We start from the raw sequence: 24,090 nt of genomic DNA on the forward strand, positions 1-24,090 counted from the left end.
CAGCTTTTGTGGAGTACCGCTGGTTCTCATAACGAATCAGCGGTACTCATCACGACCCGACAGGCGCTCAACTCACGACCGGTCGGTCAGGCACTCAACGCCGGCGCCGGGCACGACCCGTGCGGGCCGCCTTGGCCCGCTTGGCGGCGAAGCGCACACCGCCGGGGCTCTCCCCGACCTCCACCCGCACCACGGTCGAGAGCGGATCCACCACGCCCTCGCCGACCTGAAGCACGGAGGTCGCGACGGCACCCAGCTTGCTCAGCGCGGCACCGGCGCTCTTGACCTCTTCCTCGGCGGTGTCGCCCTTGAGCGCGAGCATCTCTCCGTACGGCCGGAGCAGCGGAACGCCCCACGCCGCGAGCCGGTCGAGCGGTGCCACGGCGCGCGCCGTGACCACGTGGACGGGCGTCAGCTTGCCGAGGACCTCCTCGGCCCGGCCCCGCACCACGGTCACATGGTCGAGCCCGAGCAGCTCGACGACCTCGGTGAGGAACGTCGTACGCCGCAGCAGCGGCTCAAGCAGCGTGATCTTGAGGTCCGGGCGGACCAGGGCCAGCGGGATGCCCGGCAGTCCGGCACCCGAACCGACATCGCACACCGTGACGTTCTCGGGCACGACCTCGGAGAGCACCGCGCAGTTCAGAATGTGCCGCTCCCAGAGTCGCGGCACTTCGCGGGGGCCGATGAGGCCACGCTGCACGCCCGCGTCAGCGAGAAGCTCCGCGTACCGGACCGCGTCCGGGAAGCGCTCGCCGAATACCGCCCGGGCAAGCTCCGGAGCCGGGGGGAGTTCTGCTGCCTCCGTCACGGGGACCGTCCTTCCGTACCTCACCGCTCCACCGCGTGGGGTGGCTGATGAACAGGCTGACAAAGATCGGCCCCGCCTGCGAACAGACGGGGCCGGAGAACGACGTGCCGCTCAGGCAGGAAGCACGACGACGAAGCGCTGCGGCTCCTCGCCCTCGGACTCGCTGCGCAGTCCGGCGGCCTTGACCGCGTCGTGCACGACCTTGCGCTCGAACGGCGTCATCGGCTGCATCTTGACCGGCTCACCGGTGTTCTTCACCTCGGCCGCTGCCTTGGCGCCCTGCTCGGTGAGCTCGGCGCGCTTCTTGGCCCGGTAACCGTCGATGTCCAGCATCAGCCGGCTGCGGTCCCCGGTCTCCCGGTGCACCGCAAGACGGGTCAGCTCCTGAAGCGCCTCGAGAACCTCACCGTCACGGCCGACCAGCTTCTGCAGGTCGCGGCTGCTCGCGTCGCTGACGATGGACACCGCGGCGCGATCGGCCTCGACGTCCATGTCGATGTCACCGTCGAGGTCGGCGATGTCCAGCAGACCCTCGAGGTAGTCCGCAGCGATCTCGCCCTCCTGCTCGAGGCGGGTCAGGGTGTCGCCACCCTCAGGAGCGGAGGTGGTGCCTTCCGTCACGGGAGGACTCCTTCTTGAGTCAAAGGCTTACGCCAGCGTCTTACGTCGAGGTCTTACTTCTTGGTCGGCGACTTGGGCCGCTGCGGACCCTTGCGCTGGCCGGACTTGGCCTTGCTGCGCGCCTGGTTGCCACCGGCCGGCTTGGCCTTGGCGCCGTTCTGCGGCTTGGCGGCGGCGTCGGACTCGGTCGCGTCCTTCTTCTCCAGCGACGGCTTCCCCGAGTCCTGCGCGGTGCCGTCGGCCTTGGCCGTGGGCCCCGACTGGCGCTGCGACTTGGACTGCCGCTTGGGCTGCTGGCGCTTGGGCGCGCCCGAGGACGTGCCGTCCTCGTCCAGGACAGCGGTGGACGTGCCGGCCACCACGGTGCCGTCGGCCTGGGCGGCGAGGCTGGCCTTGGTCAGACCGTTGATGAACTTGCGCTCGTACTCGTTACGGTCGCGGCCCTTGGCGACGATCGCCTTCACGATGTTCCGCTCGCGCTTGGTGCGGGTCGCTCCGTGACCGACCACGTGCTTCTGCAGGCCCTCGAGCATCTTGGCCTGGGCCTTGCTGCCGGGGGTGGGGTTCCGGCTGATCACGTACATCTGCTGGCCCATGGTCCACACGTTGGTGGTCAGCCAGTAGACGAGGACACCGACGGGGAAGTTGATGCCCATGAACAGGAAGATGACCGGGAAGACGTACATCAGCATCTTCTGCTGCTGCATGAAGGGCGTCTTGACCGTGAGGTCGACGTTCTTCGTCATCAGCTGACGCTGCGTGTAGAACTGCGACGCCGACATCATGATGATCATGACCGCCGTGACGACGCGCACGTCCATGAGCGTGGCGCCCATCTTGGCGACTTCTTCGGCGCTGTCCATGAACTTCGCGGCCAGCGGGGCACCGAAGATGTGGGCCTTCTGCGCGCTGTCGAGCAGCGACTGGTCGATGACGCCGATCTTCTTGTTCTCGGCGATGCCGGCCAGCGTGTGGTAGAGCGCGAAGAAGAACGGCGACTGCACGAGGATGGGGAGGCACGAGGAGAGCGGGTTGGTGCCCGTCTCCTTGTACAGCTTCATCATCTCTTCGGACTGACGCTGCTTGTCGTTCTTGTAGCGCTCCTGGATCGCCTTCATCTGAGGCTGGAGCAGCTGCATGTTGCGCGTCGACTTGATCTGCTTCACGAAGAGCGGGATCAGGCAGATGCGGATCAGCACCACCAGGGACACGATGGAGAGACCCCAGGCCCATCCAGTGTCAGGGCCGAAGATGGCCCCGAAGACCTTGTGGAACTGGACGATGACCCAGGACACCGGGGTCGTGAGAAACGCGAAGACACCAGAAATCGCGTTGACGATATCGGAAATCATGTCCCTGATCAGGCTCCTTGGGCATGGGGCGGGGTCGCTGCGGACGGGCTGTCCTGGGCAGTGGCGCTGTCGTCCTGAACGACGGGGGCCGCTTTCTTGTCCCCGCGCAAGGCGTCGCGGAGCATCTCGTGCCAGCGCGGCCGCTTACGCGGCGGAACGTGGTCGACACCACCGTGGGACCACGGATTGCACCGGAGGATCCGCCAGGCGGTGAGGGCTGTTCCCTTGATCGCGCCGTGCCGGTCGATGGCCGTGAAGCCGTAGTGGGAGCACGACGGGTAGTACTTGCACACGGGACCGAGCAGCGGACTGATGGTCCACTGGTAGATCTTGATCAGTGCAAGCAGTGGGTACTTCATCGCGCGCCCCCTCCCAGCAGCCGCTGCAGGGCGGCATCCAGGTCTCGGGCCAGCTGTGCGTGGGAGGCGTCGCCCGCTCCGGGCAACGCACGTACGACTACCAGGCTACCTGGGGGCAACTGAGCCACCCGATCGCGCATGAGGTGTCGAAGCCTGCGCTTCACCGTGTTCCGTACGACGGCGCCGCCCACGGCCTTGCTCACGACGAAACCCGCACGCGGCGGGGGAACGCTCTCCCCTGGCACGTGCGGGTCCGTTGAACCGCTGCGTAGATGGACGACGAGAAGCGGGCGTCCAGCCCGACGACCTCGTCGTACCGCGGTCGCGAAGTCCTCGCGCCGCCTCAGCCGATGCTCGGTAGGCAGCACGTCATGACCTGTTTACGAGATCAGGCGGACAGGCTGGCGCGACCCTTGCCACGACGGTTGGCGAGAATCGCACGACCGGCGCGGGTCCGCATGCGAAGGCGGAAACCGTGGGTCTTGGCGCGACGACGGTTGTTCGGCTGGAAGGTGCGCTTGCTCACTCGGGGGCTCCTGAAAAACGTGGGTTGGCGGGACATCGCCTGGCTGTCACCGTGCGCCCACGAGTAGCTCGCAATACGCCCGAGTGCACCGCTAGACGGACCACAGAAAAACTGAAGAACGTGTGGACCGTGACCTTGCCCATCGGAGGCAGGCGGCAGCAGCCATCGACAACTCGACCTGGTTACGGTACGCGCGGCTACGCCATCCGGTCAAACCAGCGTCACGCGGGAGACACTGTCCACAGGCTGGGGACAACAACTTGAACCGCAGCGGTCGCGCTGACTACCGTGGCTGAACTCCGATTCGTTCCCTTCTCACCACCCCACCCGGTTTCCTTCCCGATCCGGCTCCGACCTCCCCACCCAACCCGTCCCAGGAATCACACGTTCGTGGGACCAGCGAGAGAGCGTGCCCTGTGGCTGACGTACCTGCCGATCTTGCCGCAGTGTGGCCACGAGTTCTGGAGCAACTCCTCGGGGAAGGCCGCGGGCAGGGCGTCGAGACGAAGGACGAACACTGGATCAAGCGCTGCCAGCCCTTGGCGCTGGTGGCCGACACGGCCCTTCTGGCGGTGCCCAACGAATTCGCGAAGGGCGTACTCGAAGGCCGTCTCGCGCCGGTCGTGAGCGAGACCCTCAGCCGCGAGTGCGGCCGCCCCATCCGGATCGCGATCACGGTCGACGACTCCGTGGGCGAGCCGCCCACGCCCCCGGCCCCGCCGGCCCAGCAGCAGCGCTACGAGGAGTACGAGAGCTACGAAGGCGCGGAGCAACCCTCGGCTCCCGGTCAGGGACACGAGCCGTACGAGAGTCGTGAAGCCCGTGACCCCCGTGACACGTACGACAGCCGGGACAGCCGGGACGCGTACGACGGGTACGACGCGTACGAGCGTCGGGGCAGGGACGACCGCGGCCAGGGCGTCACGCGCGGTGACCAGCGCGACCCGCAGCCGTCGTCCCCGCGCGAGCGGGACCGTGAGCGCGAGGACCAGCTGCCGACCGCCCGCCCCGCCTACCCGGACTACCAGCGCCCCCAGCCCGGCGCCTGGCCCCGGCCGCAGCAGGACGACTACGGGTGGCAGCAGCAGCGGCTCGGCTTCCCCGAGCGCGACCCGTACGCGACGCCCCCGCAGCAGCCCCAGCACGACTACCGGCAGCAGGAACGGTCGCCCTACGAGCCGCAGGGGTACGAGCCCGACCGCGGCCGCTACGACCAGCAGCCGGAGCGCTCTCCCTACGAGCAGAAGTCGGAGCGCCCCTCCTACGAAGATCGCTCCCCCTATGAGGAGCGGGGCGGCTACGACGCGTCGCCGCGCGAGAGCCGGCCGCCGCGCCGGGACGGCGGCGAGCCCGCGATGGGCGGCCGCCCCGGACACGACGGCGGCCCCGGCCGCGGTGTGCCGTCGGGCGCCCCGGGTCCGCTGGCCGCGCAGCCGGCGCCCGCGACGGGCCCCGGTGAGCCGACCGCGCGCCTGAACCCCAAGTACCTCTTCGACACGTTCGTCATCGGCGCGTCGAACCGCTTCGCGCACGCGGCCGCGGTCGCCGTCGCCGAGGCGCCCGCCAAGGCGTACAACCCGCTCTTCATCTACGGGGAGTCCGGTCTCGGCAAGACGCACCTGCTGCACGCCATCGGGCACTACGCACGCAGTCTCTATCCGGGCACGCGCGTGCGGTACGTGAGCTCCGAGGAGTTCACCAACGAGTTCATCAACTCGATCCGTGACGGCAAGGGCGACTCCTTCCGCAAGCGGTACCGCGAGATGGACATCCTTCTGGTCGACGACATCCAGTTCCTCGCGGACAAGGAGTCGACGCAGGAGGAGTTCTTCCACACCTTCAACACCCTCCACAACGCGAACAAGCAGATCGTGCTCTCCAGCGACCGGCCGCCCAAGCAGCTGGTGACCCTGGAGGACCGGCTGCGCAACCGGTTCGAGTGGGGCCTGATCACGGACGTCCAGCCGCCCGAGCTGGAGACCCGTATCGCGATCCTCCGCAAGAAGGCGGTGCAGGAGCAGCTCAACGCGCCGCCGGAGGTCCTGGAGTTCATCGCGTCCCGCATCTCGCGGAACATCCGTGAGCTGGAAGGGGCGTTGATCCGCGTCACCGCGTTCGCGTCCCTGAATCGACAGCCGGTGGACCTGGGGCTGACGGAGATCGTCCTCAAGGACCTGATCCCCGGCGGCGAGGACGCCTCCCCGGAGATCACCGCGCCGGCCATCATGGCGGCGACCGCGGACTACTTCGGGCTCACGGTGGAGGATCTCTGCGGATCCTCGCGCAGCCGCGTGCTCGTGACGGCCCGCCAGATCGCGATGTACCTCTGCCGTGAGCTGACCGATCTCTCCCTGCCGAAGATCGGCGCGCAGTTCGGCGGCCGCGACCACACGACCGTGATGCACGCCGATCGCAAGATCCGCGCGCTGATGGCCGAGCGGCGCTCGATCTACAACCAGGTCACCGAGCTGACCAACCGCATCAAGAACGGCTGACAGCGGGCCGCTCACGGCTCTCGTACGTCCCTGAAGGGCGCTCCGGAACGACTTCCGGGGCGCCCTTCTTCGTGTGTCTGTGGACGTGGTCCGGCGGCCGGAGGTGAGCCGGTGTTCGATTCCTGGCCGAGTTACGGGTGTTCTCCACAGATGTGCCGGGTTTTTTCGGTCCACACCCTGGGGACCGGAAAGTTGTCCAGACTGCGTCCACAGCGCAGGGGCGTGACTTGGCATCAGGCCAGGTCAGAAGGTTGTGGATTGGTGGACAGACGATCTCCACAGACTGTGGACAGATTTTTCGTCCACAGGGTGTGCATGACGTTGTCCACCGTCGACCCACAGGATGCCAGCTGTTGTGCACAGTGATCCGGAGCTTCTCCACACGGCTGTCCACTGTTCGGCAACGCGACGCGCCTCATCACCGCCGCGAGTGAAAGGCGTCACACCAAGGGGGTCGGTTGGGCTGTGGGGAACGCGGGTAAAGCTGGGGACGGCGCTGGGGAGAAGTCGCCTCAGCCTGTGCACCGAGTGTGCAGAACTTTCGCCCGTCCACAGAAGAGGCCGGTTTTCCACGGCCTCGGCCCACAGGCGCAGTGGACAAAAAAACGCCTCTGACCTGCGAAAAAGAGGTTTTCCACGGTTTCCACAGCCCCTACTACTACTGACAACTAGAGAGAGCTGGGAATCCGTATCGAAGCGGGGGCTGTGCACAACTCGCTCTCGGCACCTCGACCGCGCCTCGGCACGACTTGACCGAGGGAGGCACCGACTGTCAGTGCGGTGCGTCAGACTGGTCCCCGGTGTTCTCCCCAGTTGTGGACCGAGCGACACCGACGTCAGCCGACGAAGACCGAAGACCGATGCAGGGCGAGAGCAGCCAGCAACAGCAGGAGGCGGCTTAAGTGAAGATCCGGGTGGAACGCGACGTACTCGCGGAGGCGGTGGCCTGGGCGGCGCGCAGCCTTCCGGCACGACCGCCTGCGCCCGTCCTCGCGGGCCTTCTGCTGAAGGCCGAGGAGGGCGCGCTCAGCCTGTCGAGCTTCGACTACGAGGTCTCGGCACGCGTCTCGGTGGACGCCGAGATCGACGAGGAGGGCACGGTGCTCGTCTCCGGCCGCCTCCTCGCCGACATCTGCCGCGCCCTGCCCAACCGTCCGGTGGAGATCTCCACAGACGGTGTACGGGCGACCGTGGTCTGCGGCTCCTCGCGCTTCACCCTCCACACGCTGCCTGTGGAGGAGTACCCGGCGCTGCCGCAGATGCCGACCGCCACGGGCACCGTCCCGGGCGACGTCTTCGCCTCCGCCGCGCAGCAGGTGGCCATCGCCGCCGGCCGTGACGACACGCTGCCCGTCCTCACCGGTGTGCGCATCGAGATCGAGGGCGGCACGGTGACCCTGGCGTCCACCGACCGCTACCGCTTCGCCGTGCGCGAGTTCCAGTGGAAGCCGGAGGACGACGAGGCGTCCGCGGTCGCCCTGGTGCCCGCCAAGACGCTCCTGGACACCGCCAAGGCGCTCACGAGCGGCGACACGGTCACCCTGGCGCTGTCCGGCTCGGGCGCCGGCGAGGGCCTCATCGGCTTCGAGGGCGCGGGCCGTCGCACGACGACCCGTCTGCTCGAGGGCGACCTCCCGAAGTACCGCACGCTGTTCCCGACGGAGTTCAACTCCGTGGCCGTCATCGAGACCGCCCCCTTCGTGGAGGCCGTCAAGCGCGTGGCCCTGGTCGCCGAGCGCAACACCCCGGTGCGGCTCAGCTTCGAGCAGGGTGTGCTCATCCTGGAGGCCGGTTCCAGCGACGACGCACAGGCTGTGGAGAGGGTCGACGCCCAGCTGGACGGCGACGACATCTCCATCGCCTTCAACCCGACGTTCCTGCTCGACGGCCTGAGCGCGATCGACTCCCCGGTCGCCCAGCTGTCGTTCACGACGTCCACCAAGCCCGCGCTGCTCTCCGGCAAGCCGGCCGTGGACGCCGAGGCGGACGACGCGTACAAGTACCTGATCATGCCGGTGCGGCTGTCGGGCTGAGGCCACCGACGGGCAGGCCGCTCCAGGGTTCACCGGAGCGGCTATGCCCACAGGTGGGCTGGAGCGTCCGGGTTTAGGCTCGGATCCGGGTACGGGACGGCACGCGTGCGTGCGTGCCCGTACCGCCTCCACCCCCACCTCACGCCCCGTCGCAACGTTAGGAACCACTGATGGAGCTCGGTCTCGTCGGCCTCGGCAAGATGGGCGGCAACATGCGCGAGCGCATCCGCCGCGCAGGCCACACCGTCATCGGCTACGACCGCAACCCGGACGTCGCCGATGTCCACAGCCTCGAAGAGCTTGTGGGCAGCCTCAAGAGCCCGCGCGTGGTGTGGGTGATGGTCCCCGCCGGTGCCGCCACCCAGTCCACCGTCGACGAGCTGGCCGAGCTGCTCGAGCCCGGCGACGTCGTCGTCGACGGCGGCAACTCGCGCTGGACGGACGACGAGAAGCACGCCGTCGAGCTGGGCATCAAGAACATCGGCTTCGTCGACTGCGGCGTCTCCGGCGGCGTCTGGGGCCTGGAGAACGGGTACGCGCTGATGTACGGCGGCGCGGCCGAGGACGTGGCCAAGGTGCAGCCGGTCTTCGACGCCCTGAAGCCGGAGGGCGACTTCGGCTCCGTGCACGCGGGCAAGGTCGGTGCGGGCCACTTCGCGAAGATGGTCCACAACGGCATCGAGTACGCCATGATGCAGGCCTACGCCGAGGGCTGGGAGCTCCTGGAGGCCGTGGACTCGGTCACCGACGTCCGCGAGGTCTTCCGCTCCTGGCAGGAGGGCACGGTCATCCGTTCCTGGCTGCTCGACCTGGCCGTCAACGCCCTCGACGAGGACGAGCACCTGGACCAGCTGCGCGGCTTCGCGCAGGACTCCGGCGAGGGCCGCTGGACCGTGGAAGCCGCCATCGACAACGCTGTCCCGCTGCCGGCGATCACCGCGTCGCTCTTCGCGCGCTTCGCCTCGCGGCAGGACGACTCGCCGCAGATGAAGATGATCGCGGCCCTGCGCAACCAGTTCGGCGGGCACGCCGTCGAGAAGAAGTAGCCCGCGGAGCAGCACGCCGCACGGAAGAAGTCATCCACAGCTGTTCACAACCGCTGTGCTCAACGTTGGGGGAGGTCGGCCCACGACCATGCACGTCACGCATCTGTCACTGGCCGACTTCCGCTCGTACGCCCGGGCCGAGGTCGCTCTCGACCCAGGCGTCACCGCGTTCGTGGGTCCCAACGGCCAGGGCAAGACGAATCTCGTCGAGGCCGTCGGTTATCTGGCCAGTCTGGGCAGCCACCGCGTCTCCTCCGACGCGCCCCTGGTGCGCATGGGCGCCGAGCGCGCCGTCATCCGGGCTCAGGTGCGCCAGGGCGAGCGCCAGCAGCTGATCGAGCTCGAGCTGAACCCCGGCAAGGCCAACCGCGCCCGCATCAACAGGTCCTCGCAGGTCAGGCCGCGCGACGTGCTGGGCATCGTGCGCACGGTGCTGTTCGCCCCCGAGGACCTGGCGCTCATCAAGGGCGACCCGGGAGAGCGCCGCCGCTTCCTCGACGAGCTGATCACCGCCCGCTCGCCGCGCATGGCCGGGGTCCGTTCCGACTACGACCGCGTCCTCAAGCAGCGCAACACGCTCCTGAAGTCCGCGGCCCTCGCCCGCCGCCACGGCGGCCGCACCATGGACCTGTCCACCCTCGACGTGTGGGACCAGCACCTCGCGCGCGCGGGCGCGGAGCTGCTCGCCCAGCGGCTCGACCTGATCGCGACGCTGCAGCCGCTGGCCGACAAGGCGTACGAGCAGCTGGCCCCCGGCGGCGGACCGGTCGCCCTGGAGTACAAGCCGTCCTCGCCCGACATCGTCGGCCACGCGCGCGAGGAGCTGTACGAGCAGCTGCTCGCCGCTCTGGAGGGCGCGCGCAAGCAGGAGATCGAGCGGGGCGTCACCCTCGTAGGACCGCACCGGGACGAACTGCTGCTCAAGCTGGGCCAGCTCCCCGCCAAGGGGTACGCGAGCCACGGCGAGTCCTGGTCGTACGCGCTGGCGCTGCGCCTTGCCTCGTACGACCTGCTGCGCGCGGAGGGGAACGAGCCGGTGCTCGTCCTCGACGACGTCTTCGCCGAGCTGGACGCCCGCCGCCGCGAGCGCCTGGCCGAGCTCGTCGCGCCCGGCGAGCAGGTCCTGGTGACGGCCGCGGTCGACGACGACGTACCCGGCGTGCTGGCCGGCACCCGGTACGCGGTCTCCGAAGGCACCGTGGAGCGGCTGTGAGCGGCGACGAGCCGAAGCCGCAGCCCGAGGGCGTGCCCGAGCCGTCCGGCGTCGACCTCGCGCGCGTGGCGCTGCGCGCCGCGAAAGAGGCCGCACGCGCGCGTGGTGCCTCGGCGCAGCAGAAGAAGCAGGCGCGGCGCGGCGGTGGACTGCGGTCCGGTGCGCGCGCCGACGGGCGCGACCCGATGGGACTCGGCGCCGCCATCAACCGGCTGATCACCGAGCGCGGCTGGGAGGCGCCGGCCGCCGTCGGCGGGGTGATGGGCCGCTGGCCGCAGATCGTGGGTGAGGATCTCGCCAAACATTGCGTGCCGCAGAAGTACGACGAGGACGAGCGCGTCCTGGTGGTGCAGTGCGATTCGACGGCCTGGGCGACGCAGGTCAGGATGCTGGCTCCGCAGCTGGTCAGGCGCCTGAACGAGGACCTCGGGCACGGCACCGTGCGCCGCATCGACATCAAGAATCCCGGCGGTGGCCCCCGCCGCTACGGCCCCTTGCGCGCCCCCGGCAGCACCGGTCACGACTCCACCTACGGGTGAGAGCGCGGTCACGGTAGCTGCAGGTTGACACCTCGAAGCGCTGAGTGCCGCTGTGAGCCTCTTGGAGCCCCTTTCCGCATAGGGGGAGTCGGCCGAGACCGGTTGAGGGCGGCACGTGCGGACTCAGGTACCGGCAAACCCCCATCACTGTCGGCGCTACCGGTACACTGGAGAGCAATCCCGCCTCACTTGTGGGACGCACCGAGCAACGCTGACTAGGGCTTACCGAACCAACACGCCGCAGCCGCTCCGGCCACCAACCGGGAGCAGGGCTTGTGCTGTGCCAGAAAGGGCGCTTCGTGGCCGATTCCGGCAACCCCAACGAGAACATCCCGTCCACCGACGCCGAGGCGCAGGTGGGGGCCACAGAGGCCTCCTACGACGCCAGCGCGATCACCGTCCTCGAAGGGCTGGACGCGGTCCGCAAGCGACCCGGCATGTACATCGGCTCGACCGGTGAGCGGGGCCTGCACCACATGGTGCAGGAGGTTGTGGACAACTCCGTCGACGAGGCGCTGGCCGGCCACGCGGACACGATCGACGTGACGATCCTGCCTGACGGCGGCGTCCGCGTCATCGACAACGGCCGCGGCATCCCCGTCGGCATCATCCCGTCCGAGGGCAAGCCGGCCGTCGAGGTCGTGCTGACCGTCCTGCACGCGGGCGGCAAGTTCGGCGGCGGCGGTTACGCCGTCTCCGGCGGTCTGCACGGCGTCGGCGTCTCCGTGGTGAACGCGCTGTCCACCAAGGTCGCCGTCGAGATCAGGACCGACGGCCACCGCTGGACGCAGGACTACAAGGCGGGCGTCCCGACCGCGCCCCTGGCGCAGCACGAGGCCACCGACGAGACCGGCACCTCGGTCACCTTCTGGGCCGACGGCGACATCTTCGAGACCACCGACTACTCCTTCGAGACGCTGTCGCGGCGCTTCCAGGAGATGGCCTTCCTCAACAAGGGCCTGACGATCAAGCTCACGGACGAGCGCGAGTCGGCCAAGGCCACGGCCGGTGCGGACGCCTCGGAGGCGGGCGACGACACGGCTTTCGAGCCGCGCACGGTGACGTACCACTACGAGGGCGGCATCGTCGACTTCGTGAAGTACCTCAACTCCCGCAAGGGCGAGGTCGTCCACGACTCGGTGATCGACCTGGAGGCCGAGGACAAGGAGAGGCTCCTGTCCGTCGAGGTCGCCATGCAGTGGAACAGTAGTTACAGCGAGGGTGTCTACTCCTTCGCCAACACGATCCACACGCACGAGGGCGGCACCCACGAGGAGGGCTTCCGCGCCGCGCTGACCGGTCTCATCAACCGGTACGCGCGCGACAAGAAGCTGCTGCGCGAGAAGGACGACAACCTCACGGGTGACGACATCCGCGAGGGTCTGACGGCGATCATCTCGGTGAAGCTGGGCGAGCCGCAGTTCGAGGGCCAGACCAAGACCAAGCTGGGCAACACGGAGGCGAAGACCTTCGTGCAGAAGGTCGTGCACGAGCACCTCACGGACTGGCTCGACCGGAACCCGGTCGAGGCGTCGGACATCATCCGCAAGTCCATCCAGGCGGCCACCGCGCGCGTGGCGGCCCGCAAGGCGCGCGACCTGACCCGCCGCAAGGGCCTGCTGGAGTCCGCGTCCCTGCCGGGCAAGCTCTCCGACTGCCAGTCGAACGACCCCACCAAGTGCGAGATCTTCATCGTCGAGGGTGACTCCGCCGGCGGCTCGGCCAAGTCGGGCCGTAACCCGCAGTACCAGGCGATCCTCCCGATCCGAGGCAAGATCCTCAACGTCGAGAAGGCGCGGATCGACAAGATCCTGCAGAACCAGGAGATCCAGGCGCTGATCTCCGCCTTCGGCACCGGAGTCCACGAGGACTTCGACATCGAGAAGCTCCGCTATCACAAGATCATCCTGATGGCGGACGCCGACGTCGACGGCCAGCACATCAACACCCTGTTGCTGACGTTCCTGTTCCGCTTCATGCGGCCGCTGGTCGAGGCCGGGCACGTGTTCCTCTCCCGTCCCCCGCTCTACAAGATCAAGTGGGGCCGGGACGACTTCGAGTACGCGTACTCGGACCGCGAGCGCGACGCCCTCATCGAGCTGGGCCGTCAGGCCGGCAAGCGCATCAAGGACGACTCGGTCCAGCGCTTCAAGGGTCTCGGTGAGATGAACGCCGAGGAGCTGCGCATCACGACCATGGACCAGGAGCACCGCGTCCTCGGCCAGGTCACGCTCGACGACGCCGCCCAGGCCGACGACCTGTTCTCGGTCCTCATGGGTGAGGACGTCGAGGCGCGCCGTTCGTTCATCCAGCGCAACGCCAAGGACGTCCGCTTCCTCGACATCTGAGTCGGTCTCAGCTGACCGCCACAGAAAGGATCTTCACCAGCAATGGCCGACGAGACCCCCACCCCTGCCACGGATCCCAGCACCCCCGAGCCGGACGACGGCAGCGCCCTCGCGATGCGCATCGAGCCCGTCGGGCTCGAGACGGAGATGCAGCGCTCCTACCTCGACTACGCGATGTCCGTCATCGTGTCCCGCGCGCTGCCCGACGTACGGGACGGCCTCAAGCCCGTCCACCGCCGCGTCCTGTACGCCATGTACGACGGCGGCTACCGGCCCGAGAAGGGCTTCTACAAGTGTGCCCGCGTCGTCGGCGACGTCATGGGCAACTACCACCCGCACGGCGACTCCTCGATCTACGACGCCCTGGTGCGCCTCGCGCAGCCGTGGTCGATGCGCATGCCGCTGGTGGACTCCAACGGAAACTTCGGCTCTCCGGGCAACGACCCGGCGGCCGCCATGCGCTACACCGAGTGCAAGATGGCGCCGCTGTCCATGGAGATGGTCCGGGACATCGACGAGGACACCGTCGACTTCACGGACAACTACGACGGCCGCTCCCAGGAGCCGACCGTCCTGCCGTCCCGCTTCCCGAACCTGCTGATCAACGGCTCGGCCGGTATCGCGGTCGGCATGGCCACCAACATCCCGCCGCACAACCTGCGCGAGGTCGCGGCCGGCGCCCAGTGGTACCTGGAGAACCCCGAGGCGTCGCACGAGGACCTCCTGGACGCCCTCGTCGAGCGCATCAAGGGCCCCGACTTCCCGACGGGCGCCCTTGTAGTGGGCCGCAAGGGCATCGAGGAGGCGTACCGCACCGGCCGCGGCTCCATCACGATGCGCGCGGTCGTCGAGGTCGAGGAGATCCAGAACCGCCAGTGCCTGGTGGTCACGGAGCTGCCGTACCAGGTCAACCCGGACAACCTCGCCCAGAAGATCGCCGACCTCGTCAAGGACGGCAAGGTCGGCGGCATCGCGGACGTCCGCGACGAGACGTCCTCGCGCACCGGCCAGCGCCTGGTGATCGTCCTCAAGCGCGACGCGGTCGCCAAGGTCGTCCTCAACAACCTGTACAAGCACACCGACCTGCAGACGAACTTCGGCGCCAACATGCTGGCGCTCGTCGACGGCGTGCCGCGCACCCTCTCCCTGGACGCGTTCATCCGCCACTGGGTGACGCACCAGATCGAGGTCATCGTCCGCCGGACGAAGTTCCGGCTGCGCAAGGCCGAGGAGCGCGCCCACATCCTGCGCGGCCTCCTGAAGGCCCTGGACGCCATCGACGAGGTCATCGCCCTCATCCGGCGCAGCGACACCGTGGAGATCGCGCGAGAGGGCCTCATGGGCCTCCTCCAGATCGACGAGATCCAGGCCAACGCCATCCTCGAGATGCAGCTGCGCCGACTCGCCGCCCTGGAGCGCCAGAAGATCGTCGCCGAGCACGACGAACTTCAGCAGAAGATCAACGAGTACAACGCGATCCTGGCCTCGCCCGAGCGGCAGCGCCAGATCATCAGCGAGGAACTCCAGGCGATCGTCGACAAGTTCGGCGACGACCGGCGCTCCAAGCTGGTCCCCTTCGAGGGCGACATGTCTATCGAGGACCTCATCGCCGAAGAGGACATCGTCGTCACGATCTCGCGCGGCGGTTACGTCAAGCGGACCAAGACGGACGACTACCGCTCGCAGAAGCGCGGCGGCAAGGGTGTGCGCGGCACGAAGCTCAAGGAAGACGACATCGTCGACCACTTCTTCGTGTCCACGACCCACCACTGGCTGCTCTTCTTCACCAACAAGGGCCGCGTCTACCGCGCGAAGGCGTACGAGCTCCCGGACGCCGGCCGCGACGCGCGCGGGCAGCACGTGGCGAACCTGCTGGCCTTCCAGCCGGACGAGGCGATCGCCGAGATCCTCGCGATCCGCGACTACGACGCCGCGCCCTACCTGGTGCTCGCCACCAAGGCGGGCCTGGTGAAGAAGACGTCCCTGAAGGACTACGACTCGCCCCGGTCCGGCGGCGTCATCGCGATCAACCTCCGCGAGGCGGCGGACGGTTCGGACGACGAGCTGATCGGCGCCGAGCTGGTCTCCGCCGAGGACGACCTGCTGCTCATCAGCAAGAAGGCGCAGTCCATCCGGTTCACCGCGACGGACGACGCACTGCGCCCGATGGGCCGTGCCACATCCGGTGTGAAGGGCATGAGTTTCCGCGAGGGCGACGAACTGCTCTCGATGAATGTCGTCAGGCCGGGTACGTTCGTGTTCACCGCCACCGACGGTGGGTACGCAAAGCGGACCAACGTCGACGAGTACCGCGTCCAGGGTCGTGGTGGCCTCGGTATCAAGGCCGCCAAGATCGTGGAGGACCGCGGCTCGCTGGTCGGCGCGCTGGTGGTCGAGGAGACCGACGAGATCCTCGCCATCACGCTGTCCGGCGGTGTGATTCGTACGCGAGTCAACGAGGTCAGGGAGACGGGCCGTGACACCATGGGCGTCCAACTGATCAACCTGGGCAAGCGCGATGCCGTCGTCGGCATCGCACGCAATGCCGAGGCCGGCCGTGAGGCTGAGGAAGTCGACGGGGCCGCCGAGCTGGTGGACGGCGCCGAGACCGACGAATCGGCCCAGGGCGAGACGGCCGTCGGAACGGACGAGGGCGAGCAGTCCTCGGCCGAGTAGCGCGAGGAGAGAGTCATCGTGAGCGGAGCCACGGGCGCAGGCTCTACCGGAACATCCACCGGTACGGAATCGGAGAGCGGCCGTGGCTCCGCTCGCGACGTCAAGGACTCGAGCGGCTCGGCGAACGCGCACGAGTCTCATGGATCCCAGGGGGGAACTGTGACGGACACCCGAGGTCCGCAGACCCAGCAGTACGCCGCCGGTGGCGGCGGGGCCCTGCCCGGCGAGCGGCAGCAGCCGCAGCAGCCGGCCGGGCCGTATCACCCGCCGCAGGCGTACCAGAACGCACCGGCGGCCGGAGCGGTGCGCAGGCCGCGCACCGGGGCGCGCACCACCCCGCGCACCCGCAAGGCCCGCCTGCGCGTGGCCAAGGCCGACCCGTGGTCGGTGATGAAGGTCAGCTTCCTGCTGTCCATCGCGCTCGGCATCTGCACGATCATCGCGGCCGCCGTGCTGTGGATGGTCATGGACGCCATGGGCGTCTTCTCCACGGTCGGCGGCACGATCTCCGAGGCCACGGGCTCGAACGAGGGCAACGGCTTCGACCTCCAGTCGTTCCTGTCGCTCCCGCGCGTGCTGATGTTCACGACGGTCATCGCGGTCATCGACGTCGTCCTGGCGACGGCTCTCGCGACGCTCGGCGCGTTCATCTACAACCTCTCCGCGGGCTTCGTCGGCGGCGTCGAGCTCACGCTCGCCGAGGACGAGTAATCCTCGTGGCGGCGCTCGTGGAGGCCTGAAGACCTGCTGGTGGGCGGGCCAGGACTATCGATTTTGGGACTGGCCCTCCAGTGCGCTAATCTTCAGGAGTCAGCGCGCGGGACACACACCGCAGAGCGCGGCGGGGCTATAGCTCAGTTGGTTAGAGCGCATCCCTGATAAGGATGAGGCCACAGGTTCAAATCCTGTTAGCCCCACAGACGAGAAGACCTCCGGTCCACTGGGCCGGGGGTCTTTTTGGTGCTCCCAGGGCGGCTCGTGGTCGGCTCGAGGAAGTCCTCGTGGGCCACGGCGAAAGGGCCCTCTCAGCCGGATGTGCTGGCTGGGGCCTGGTGGGGCTCGGCTTCTTCGGTTGTGCGGACCACTCAGGGGTGGGCCGGGGGCGTCGTGGGCGTGCCGCTGTGCGCGGTGCCGCGTCGTCGTCCCGTGTGCGTCATGCCTCTTGTGCCGGGTGTTGCATCGGTAGCTGTTGTGCGGGCTACGTGCTGCCGGTAGTACCTGTGCTGTGGTGCGTATCGCTTGCTGTGTGCTGACCGCGTGGTGCAAATGCCGGTTACTGCTGGTGGTGCGCTGTTCTTCGAGCGTGCTGTTCCTGCCGCAGCGTGTGCCGCGCCTGCGCGCCTGCTCTTCCGCTGCTCACTGATGTCGCGGGTCGTGCCGTACGGGCTACAGCTGCCCCGCGAGCGCTTCGTTCGCCAGGTCGGTGTCGCCGTCGGACTGCTCGGAGTCGGCCGGCGGGCGGTGGCGGCAGCTGGGGGAGGAACCGTGGGCCTCGGCGCGGATGCGCTGCTTCATCGTCGGTGGCAGGGACCTCTTGAAGGCCCAGAAGGGATGCGACGCCGTGGCGGCGGGGGCGTCGGCCTCGACGGCCCGGTGCGCCTCCTCGGTCCGCTGGACGGGAGCGGCCGCGGCGGCCGGGGTGACGAGACCGAGCGCCGAGAAGAGCGCGATGAAGGCAGAGATGACGATGGTCCACAGCGTCATGACCTTGTTCTTGGTCATGGCCCCTCACTTTCAGGTCGGGTGATTTGCGTACTTTCCTCATGATGTGTATGCAGGGCCTCGATGGTGGGACCGACCCTCATGGCGCGTCGATCTTCAGATGAACACCACTCGGATGGCCTCAAGGGAGGGCAAGAGCTGCCATGACTGCTGAAAAGCAGCGAATCTCACAGTCCGGGAATGAGACAGCTCCGATTCGACTGCTGTGGAGCGGGCGGGAGTTGAGGCGGATCCAGGTCACCGATCGGTATCGGGCGGTGTGTATAGTCGGGCGCCAGAGGTCCCCTACGTCAATGAAGGACGAGGTCGCGCGGTGAAGAAGCTTCTCCTGGTCGCACTGGCAGCCATCGGCGGGCTCCTCGTGTACCGCCAGATCCAGGCGGATCGCGCCGAGCAGGATCTGTGGACGGAGGCGACCGACTCCGTGCCCACGGGTTCGTGAGTATCGACGACAGACTCGTCACGGAGCCCCGGCCGCAGTAGCGGTCGGGGCTCCGTGCTGTCCGGGTGCGGGGTTCCGTGGACTGTGCTCGGCCTCCGGCGAGACGTTCGCGTATGTGATGCGGCCGCTTGCGTCGGCAAAGTGCGTGGCGGGATTTACGGCGCCCGGCGGACAGTGTGCGCCCCGGGGCGGCAGGATGGCGCTCCATGAGGGGACTCGTGAGGCGGCTGATGGAGGGGCGGCGCGGCCGGGCCTGGGTGGCGGTCGTCGTCGGGGTGGGGCTGTGCGGGGTTCCGGCGTCTGCCGGGGCGGTCGGCACGGGGTCGAGCGACCCGTACGTCTTCGCCGAGGGCGCGCAGAACGTACGAGGAGCGCAGAGCAGTACGGACGCCCCCAAACTCACGACCGGTAAGACGTACCGGAGTTCGCTCGGGGCGGGGGCGAGCACCACCGCCCACTACCGCGTGGAGCTGGACGGTGCGGCCAACGCCTATGTCTCCGTGGTCGCGGTCCCCCCGCTCGGCTCGGGGACGAAGGCGGCGGCCTCCGACGGTGTCACCGTGACCCTTCAGGACGGCGGCGGGAACGAGTGCGACTCCCAGCGCGCCACCTTCCGATCCGGCGCGTATCCGCGGCCCGTCGCGGCCGTCGTCGAACGACTCGTGAAGACGGGCGGCCTGCGGTGTCAGTCGGCCGGAATGTACGACGTGGCCGTGGAGCGGGTGGCGGAGACCGGTTCGACGGGCGGCGCCTGGGGTCTCGAACTGAAGGTGGCCACCGAGCCGGGCCTGGTCACGCCGGCGACCACCGGGGGCCCGCGGACCTGGTCGTCGGCGCCGGTGCAGCCCCCGTCGGGCACCGGCACGCAGCGCAGCGGCGGCACCGGCTTCAACGATGCGCGGGCCCTGTCGGACGGAGCCTGGAAGGACCGGGTCGGCCCCGGGCAGAGTCACTTCTTCCGCGTCCCCGTGGACTGGGGACAGCAGTTGTCCGTCGATGCCGAGCTGAGCGCCTCGACGGAGCCTCCGGCCCACGGGGGCAGCGTGAGCGACGCGTTCGACGTGCAGCTGTACAACCCGGCGCGGGCTCCCGTCACGGCGGAGGACGCCCTGTACGCGGGTGATCCGGCCTCGGTGACGTTCGATCCGCTGCCGCCCGTGGCCTACGAGAACCGGTACCTGTCGCGCGACGGCCAGGCGGCGATGCGGTTCGCCGGCTGGTACTACCTGAAGGTCACCGTGAATCCTGCGGTGGCGCGGAAGCTCAAGGACAAGGCCCCGGTGGTGACGCTGCGGGTGACCGTCGGCGGGAACGCGGTCCAGCCGCCCGACTATGTGCGGGAGGCGGGGGACTTCCAGGTGACCGACGCGGACCGGAAAGCCGCGGAGAACGGTGCGGGCGGGGCCGTCTGGGAGGACCTGGAGGTCGCGCAGGGTGGCGCCGGGGATGGCTCGGCCGACGAGGGGCGTGGCGCATCGACCGGTTCCCCCGGTTCGGGATCCGTCGATTCCGGCTCGTCCGCCGGGTCGGGGTCCGCTTCCTCCTCCGCTACGTCGCCGGGGAGCGCGGTGATGACGGTGATCGGCGTCGCCGGCATCGGGACGGGCACGGCGTTGCTGCTGTGGCTGGCGGTGTGGCGGGTGGTCGCGGTGCGGCGGGTGCGGGTTCGGTAGCGGAGCCGAGGGGTGCCGGGGCGAGGGGAGTGGCTGAGGCTCGTGTCGGTCCGCCGGTCCGCCGGTCCGGTGTCTAGGCCTGGGTCAGCGCCCAGACGCCCACGGCGATACAGATCAGCGCGATGAGCACGACCGGGATCGTCACCCGTGGGGGTGGTCCCGGGCGGCGCCGGGGAACTTCCTTGCCCTTTGATGCGTACAGAGAGTGACGATCCTGGTCGGGAGGGGTCATGGTCGTCACCGTGTGTGCGGGACGAGGGGAGAGGGAGAGGTCGTGGGGGGACGTGACGACGGGCACCGGGTACTTCGCCCGAGGAGTGGGTGCCGGGGGCTGGGGCTGGGGTTCGGGGGCCGGTGCGGGCGACGGCGTGACGGGCTGCTGGACCGGCGGCAGCGGAGGCGCCACGGGTGGAGGCGGGGGCTGTTCCTCTCGGGCGGCCGGTGGCGGGAGATGGAAGCTGCCCGTCTCCGACATGGAGGGGAGAGGAGCTTTCGGAGCCGGCGGTTCGGGTTCCGGGGAGTTCTGAGTGTTCCGAGCGCTCTCCGTGGGCGTCGGCCCAGGAGTGACCGGCGGCACCGGTGGCGGCGGTGGTGGCGTGAGCGGCTTCTCGGGCGCGTGAGCGGGCAGGGGCGCTGGCTGGGGCGGCGTCAGGGGCCGCTCGGGCACCACCGTCGACTGCGTGTGCGAGGGAGCGGGTGCGGGCGAGGGAGCCGTGGGGGCGTGCAGCGGGCGGGCCCTGCGGCCGCGTGTGGCCGGCCCGTCGGGGCTGAACCCCGGGGGGAGCGGACCGAGTTGGTCGAAGACCTCTATCAGCTCGTCGTCGGGGCCCGGCTCCGGAAGGAGCTCGGCGGCGGCGAGCAGCGCCTTGCGGGCCCCTGTCGCGGTGCGGAAGCGCGCTTCGGGATCCGGCTGCAGCAGCCCGGCGAGGACGCCCCACAGCGGCCCTGGCACGCCCTGTGGAGGCCCAGGGGTGCCGTGCTCCGCGAAGTGTTCGATCAGGGCCTTGCTGTCCGGCTTGGCGCCCTCGAGGAGATAGAGCGCGACCAGACCCGCGGCGAAGAGGTCGGCGGGGAAGTCCGGCTCGGCCCCCAGCGCCTGCTCGGGAGCGATGTAACCGGGCGTGCCCACCACATAGTTGGCCTCCGTCAGCCGCGGCTCGCCCTTGCGCATCGCGATGCCGAAGTCCGACAGGCGCAGATGCGGCAGACCGGTGCCGGTGGCCTCCAGCAGGATGTTGGCCGGCTTGATGTCGCGGTGCACCACGCCTTCCCCGTGCACCGCGGCGAGCCCGGCGAGCAACTGGTCGAGCAGGAGACAGACGAACTGCGGGGGCAGTGGCCCGTAGTCGCCGATCAGATGGGCCAGCGAGCCGCCCGAGACCAGATCCATGGTGAACAGGACCTTGTCGTCGTCCGCGGCCCAGCTCGCCGGGGCGAGCACGTGCGGATGATCGATGCGCAGGGCCTGCTCGCGCACGAAGCGCAGCAGCGTGTGGGCGTCGCTCTGCTGCAGGACTTTGGCCGCCACATAGCGGTGGCGCCGGTGGTCCCAGGCGCGCCACACCGCGCCCACTCCCCCGCGGCCGATGGGGTCGGCCAGTTCGTACCGGCCGGCGAAGACCTCACCCATGGTCGTGCGTCGCTCCCCTCCCGGGCCCACGCTGCGCAGGGCTCCATCGGACGTCGCGCGAGATCGCCCGGCGCGGTCCGCGACCACCGTCGATGTCGGCGGTCACGGCACCGGCTGCCGTGCGGTGACCTCGCCGGGTCAGCTCTGGTGCGCCTGGTAGTGGGCGACCGCGTCCGAGGTGCGTCCCGCGCCGTACACCCGGAGGAACTCTGCCAGTTCCGGGTGGGTCGCCGCGAGGGAGTCGGCGGCGTCGATGATGTCGCCCGCGGCGGAGACGGAGCGCAGCAGCGACTGGATCTCACGCACCACGCGCTTGACCGTCGGAGCGCCCGAACCGGAGGAGGACTGGCCGGTGTTGGTGAGGACCGAGCCGCCCTGCGACTTCTTGATCTCGTCCATGCGCTCGGTGGCCTCGGCCGCGCTGACGCTGCCGTCGGCGACCTGCCCGGACAGTTCCTGCAGCTGCTGCACGCGCTGCACCACCGCAGGGTTGCCGATCTTGGCGCGCTGACCGCTCATCAGCTGGGACAGCATGGGCGCGGACAGACCGAGCACTCCCGCGAGACGGGCCTGGTTGAGGCCGAGGTCCTCGATCAGCCGACGGAAGAGCGCCCCCAGCGGCTCCCCGTACCAGCTGCGCTGGAGCTCCCGGGCTCTTGCGGTAGCTTCCTGCTGTGCGGCGTCCATTGCGTCTCCCCATCGCTTCCCCAAGTACGGTGCTTCGCTGCCGCGAAGCACGTGGGGCATCTTACGGAGAGTGGTCGTCTGCCGGGACCCCCAATCCTTTTGCGGGATCCCGGGGGTGACCCGGTACTCTGGTCTGCGGTGCTCGCCCGGAGCGTGATTCATCCGGTGCGACGCGTCGTTTTCGGGGCCTTAGCTCAGTTGGTAGAGCGCTGTCTTTGCATGGCAGATGTCAGGGGTTCGACTCCCCTAGGCTCCACCGAGAAGAACCCCCTTGACCTGTGGAGACACGGTCAAGGGGGTTCTTTCGTCGGACGCGGCGGTGCGTCGGCGTCAGTGCTTGTCGTCCGGGCCCGTCTCGGCCTCGGCCTGCTTGGCCTGGACCTCGGGGTCGAGGATGTCCTGGCCGCTGCTGTCGACCGAGGCCAGCGGGGCGGCGTCGGGCACCTCGGTGGCGGCCGGCGGCTCGACGAGCCAGTCCGGGTTGGCCTGCTTGTCCCACCACTTCCAGGCGATGACCGCACCACCGGCGAGGATGCCGAGGACGGCCAGGCCCTTGGCGAGACGCCCGGCGCGGGCCCGGCGCTCCTGCTTGCGGGCCAGCTTCCTGATCTGCTCGGGCGAGACCTGCCCGCGCAGCGCGGCGATCGCCGCGGCGCTGCGGGCCGCCGCCTCGTCGCGGACCGGACCGGCCGCGGCCACGGCGTGCTCCAGGCGCGGCTTGGAATAGTCGGCGGCCTGCCGGGCAGCCGTGCGGGTGCGGGCCGCTGCTTCGTGCGCGGCGTGATCGACCTTCGGCGGCACATGCGTGCGGGCCTGCTCAAGGCGCGGTGCGAGGTGCGCGTCGTACTGGACGCGAGCCTGCTGCGCGGCCTGGGAGACCTTGGGAGCGAGCACGACACGGGCGTCGTGCGCGTACTGCGCGGCCTTGTCCTTGGCCGTCCCCGCGTAGGGCGCCACCACTTCCGCGGCGTGCAGCACGCTGTCCTTCGCCGAGCCGGTCGCGGCGCGCACGCTGTCGATGCGGGTCACGTGATCCTCCTCCTCGGTGGCGTACAGGTATTTCACCTTTCCACCCTTTTGCTGATCATGCCTGCTGGAAGTGTCTTACGGCCGTAAGGCTTGATAAGGATCGGTACCGATCAGTAAGGATCAGTACGAAGCGGAAAGAACGGTAAGAACGGTAAGGACGGGTAAGAGCGGTAAATAGGGCTTGGCGACGACAATGCCACGGATCGTGGCAGGGCGCTCCTGCTCTGTATCGAGTAGACCGGTTTCGGTGGCTGAAACCCCCGCGCCTGTGCCGTGCGAGGATCGGGCGAGCACAGGAGACGACGGAAGGCGGATCGTGGCCGAGCAGCTGTATGCCACCCTCAGGACGAATCTGGGCGACATCGAGGTCAGGCTTCTGCCGAACCACGCGCCCAAGACGGTCAAGAACTTCGTCGAGCTCGCCCGGGGCGAGCGGGAGTGGACCAACCCGGAGACCGGCGAGAAGTCCACGGCTCCGCTTTACGACGGCACGGTCTTCCACCGGGTGATCAGCGGCTTCATGATCCAGGGCGGCGACCCGCTGGGGAACGGCACGGGCGGCCCGGGCTATCAGTTCGACGACGAATTCCACCCCGACCTGGCCTTCACCAAGCCGTACCTGCTGGCGATGGCCAACGCCGGCCCGGGGACCAACGGCTCGCAGTTCTTCATCACGGTCTCGCCGACCGCCTGGCTGACCCGCAAGCACACCATCTTCGGCGAGGTCGTCGACGAGGCCAGCCAGAAGATCGTGGACGCCATCGCCAAGGCGCCGACCAACCCGCGCACCGACCGCCCGGTCAGCGATGTGGTCATCGAGTCGGTGGCCGTAGAGACCCGCTAGGGAACCAATGCGCCCCGCTCGTCCGTAAGGATGGGCGGGGCGGT

General features: G+C 69.0%; 21 protein-coding genes and 2 tRNA genes. 13 read left to right on the forward strand and 10 right to left on the reverse strand.

Annotated elements, in window-relative coordinates; translation table 11 throughout:
• Window positions 1-94 precede the first annotated feature (94 nt).
• The 6 genes from rsmG to rpmH all read right to left on the reverse strand — a co-directional run bounded on the left by rsmG (window position 95) and on the right by rpmH (window position 3,669).
• A complete protein-coding gene (rsmG, locus tag ABZ930_RS03515; RefSeq protein WP_361540731.1) occupies window positions 95-811 on the reverse strand; it encodes a 16S rRNA (guanine(527)-N(7))-methyltransferase RsmG in 717 nt (238 codons plus the stop codon).
• Window positions 812-922: 111 nt separating this feature from the next.
• The gene (locus ABZ930_RS03520) at window positions 923-1,432 is read right to left on the reverse strand and encodes a R3H domain-containing nucleic acid-binding protein (RefSeq protein ID WP_361540734.1); all 510 of its coding nucleotides are present in this window, start codon (window positions 1,430-1,432) and stop codon (window positions 923-925) included.
• A gap of 53 nt (window positions 1,433-1,485) precedes the next feature.
• Window positions 1,486-2,784, reverse strand: coding sequence for a membrane protein insertase YidC (yidC, locus tag ABZ930_RS03525; protein ID WP_361540737.1), 1,299 nt, complete (start codon window positions 2,782-2,784; stop codon window positions 1,486-1,488).
• 8 nt (window positions 2,785-2,792) lie between these two features.
• Complete coding sequence (gene yidD / locus ABZ930_RS03530; protein ID WP_111663049.1) at window positions 2,793-3,143, reverse strand: membrane protein insertion efficiency factor YidD; 351 nt, start codon at window positions 3,141-3,143, stop codon at window positions 2,793-2,795.
• Window positions 3,140-3,511 (reverse strand): ribonuclease P protein component, encoded by a 372-nt coding sequence (gene rnpA, locus ABZ930_RS03535; protein WP_361540740.1) that lies wholly within the window; start codon window positions 3,509-3,511, stop codon window positions 3,140-3,142. The genes yidD and rnpA overlap by 4 nt, the downstream gene beginning before the upstream one ends.
• 20 nt (window positions 3,512-3,531) lie before the next feature.
• The gene (gene rpmH / locus ABZ930_RS03540) at window positions 3,532-3,669 is read right to left on the reverse strand and encodes a 50S ribosomal protein L34 (protein WP_006381191.1); all 138 of its coding nucleotides are present in this window, start codon (window positions 3,667-3,669) and stop codon (window positions 3,532-3,534) included.
• Between the two features lie 416 nt (window positions 3,670-4,085).
• Between rpmH and dnaA the strand changes: the two genes are divergently transcribed.
• The 9 genes from dnaA (at window position 4,086) to ABZ930_RS03585 (ending at window position 16,936) form a co-directional block, all read left to right on the forward strand.
• Window positions 4,086-6,164: a chromosomal replication initiator protein DnaA gene (gene dnaA / locus ABZ930_RS03545; protein ID WP_361540743.1), complete on the forward strand. Its 2,079-nt coding sequence runs from the start codon at window positions 4,086-4,088 to the stop codon at window positions 6,162-6,164.
• Window positions 6,165-7,066: 902 nt separating this feature from the next.
• Window positions 7,067-8,197: a DNA polymerase III subunit beta gene (dnaN, locus tag ABZ930_RS03550; protein WP_111663046.1), complete on the forward strand. Its 1,131-nt coding sequence runs from the start codon at window positions 7,067-7,069 to the stop codon at window positions 8,195-8,197.
• A 170-nt stretch (window positions 8,198-8,367) separates the two neighbouring features.
• Window positions 8,368-9,243 (forward strand): phosphogluconate dehydrogenase (NAD(+)-dependent, decarboxylating), encoded by an 876-nt coding sequence (gene gnd / locus ABZ930_RS03555; RefSeq protein WP_361540747.1) that lies wholly within the window; start codon window positions 8,368-8,370, stop codon window positions 9,241-9,243.
• Between the two features lie 88 nt (window positions 9,244-9,331).
• On the forward strand, window positions 9,332-10,456 hold the full coding sequence (recF, locus tag ABZ930_RS03560; protein WP_361540750.1) for a DNA replication/repair protein RecF: 1,125 nt from the start codon (window positions 9,332-9,334) through the stop codon (window positions 10,454-10,456).
• Window positions 10,453-10,995 (forward strand): DciA family protein, encoded by a 543-nt coding sequence (locus ABZ930_RS03565; RefSeq protein WP_361540753.1) that lies wholly within the window; start codon window positions 10,453-10,455, stop codon window positions 10,993-10,995. The genes recF and ABZ930_RS03565 overlap by 4 nt, the downstream gene beginning before the upstream one ends.
• A 275-nt stretch (window positions 10,996-11,270) precedes the next feature.
• A complete protein-coding gene (gene gyrB / locus ABZ930_RS03570; RefSeq protein ID WP_361540756.1) occupies window positions 11,271-13,343 on the forward strand; it encodes a DNA topoisomerase (ATP-hydrolyzing) subunit B in 2,073 nt (690 codons plus the stop codon).
• A gap of 42 nt (window positions 13,344-13,385) precedes the next feature.
• Complete coding sequence (gyrA, locus tag ABZ930_RS03575) at window positions 13,386-16,019, forward strand: DNA gyrase subunit A (RefSeq protein WP_361540758.1); 2,634 nt, start codon at window positions 13,386-13,388, stop codon at window positions 16,017-16,019.
• Window positions 16,020-16,037: 18 nt separating this feature from the next.
• Window positions 16,038-16,730 carry a DUF3566 domain-containing protein gene (locus tag ABZ930_RS03580; RefSeq protein WP_361540761.1) on the forward strand — a complete coding sequence of 231 codons (693 nt, stop codon included), beginning with the start codon at window positions 16,038-16,040 and terminating at the stop codon, window positions 16,728-16,730.
• Between the two features lie 132 nt (window positions 16,731-16,862).
• Window positions 16,863-16,936, forward strand: a tRNA-Ile gene (locus ABZ930_RS03585).
• Between the two features lie 469 nt (window positions 16,937-17,405).
• On the opposite strand, the gene ABZ930_RS03590 is transcribed toward ABZ930_RS03585, so the two are convergent.
• On the reverse strand, window positions 17,406-17,741 hold the full coding sequence (locus ABZ930_RS03590) for a DUF6344 domain-containing protein (protein WP_361540764.1): 336 nt from the start codon (window positions 17,739-17,741) through the stop codon (window positions 17,406-17,408).
• Between the two features lie 313 nt (window positions 17,742-18,054).
• On the opposite strand from ABZ930_RS03590, the gene ABZ930_RS03595 reads away from it, so the two are divergent.
• Together ABZ930_RS03595 and ABZ930_RS03600 are read left to right on the forward strand one after the other, a co-directional pair.
• Window positions 18,055-18,183 carry a DLW-39 family protein gene (locus ABZ930_RS03595; protein ID WP_003999697.1) on the forward strand — a complete coding sequence of 43 codons (129 nt, stop codon included), beginning with the start codon at window positions 18,055-18,057 and terminating at the stop codon, window positions 18,181-18,183.
• A 206-nt stretch (window positions 18,184-18,389) separates the two neighbouring features.
• Window positions 18,390-19,856, forward strand: coding sequence for a hypothetical protein (locus tag ABZ930_RS03600; protein ID WP_361540767.1), 1,467 nt, complete (start codon window positions 18,390-18,392; stop codon window positions 19,854-19,856).
• Between the two features lie 73 nt (window positions 19,857-19,929).
• On the opposite strand, the gene ABZ930_RS03605 is transcribed toward ABZ930_RS03600, so the two are convergent.
• Together ABZ930_RS03605 and ABZ930_RS03610 are read right to left on the reverse strand one after the other, a co-directional pair.
• Complete coding sequence (locus ABZ930_RS03605; protein ID WP_361540770.1) at window positions 19,930-21,486, reverse strand: serine/threonine-protein kinase; 1,557 nt, start codon at window positions 21,484-21,486, stop codon at window positions 19,930-19,932.
• A 138-nt stretch (window positions 21,487-21,624) separates the two neighbouring features.
• Window positions 21,625-22,173: a DNA-binding protein gene (locus tag ABZ930_RS03610; RefSeq protein WP_361540773.1), complete on the reverse strand. Its 549-nt coding sequence runs from the start codon at window positions 22,171-22,173 to the stop codon at window positions 21,625-21,627.
• Window positions 22,174-22,356: 183 nt separating this feature from the next.
• Between ABZ930_RS03610 and ABZ930_RS03615 the strand changes: the two genes are divergently transcribed.
• Window positions 22,357-22,429 (forward strand) — tRNA-Ala (locus ABZ930_RS03615).
• Between the two features lie 74 nt (window positions 22,430-22,503).
• Here the strand turns inward: ABZ930_RS03615 and ABZ930_RS03620 are convergent.
• On the reverse strand, window positions 22,504-23,202 hold the full coding sequence (locus ABZ930_RS03620; protein WP_361541016.1) for a DUF5324 family protein: 699 nt from the start codon (window positions 23,200-23,202) through the stop codon (window positions 22,504-22,506).
• Between the two features lie 316 nt (window positions 23,203-23,518).
• On the opposite strand from ABZ930_RS03620, the gene ABZ930_RS03625 reads away from it, so the two are divergent.
• On the forward strand, window positions 23,519-24,046 hold the full coding sequence (locus ABZ930_RS03625; protein WP_361540776.1) for a peptidylprolyl isomerase: 528 nt from the start codon (window positions 23,519-23,521) through the stop codon (window positions 24,044-24,046).
• The last annotated feature ends 44 nt before the right edge of the window (window positions 24,047-24,090 follow it).

Origin of the sequence: Streptomyces sp. NPDC046716, assembly GCF_040645755.1 — a bacterium.
GTDB lineage: Bacteria > Actinomycetota > Actinomycetes > Streptomycetales > Streptomycetaceae > Streptomyces.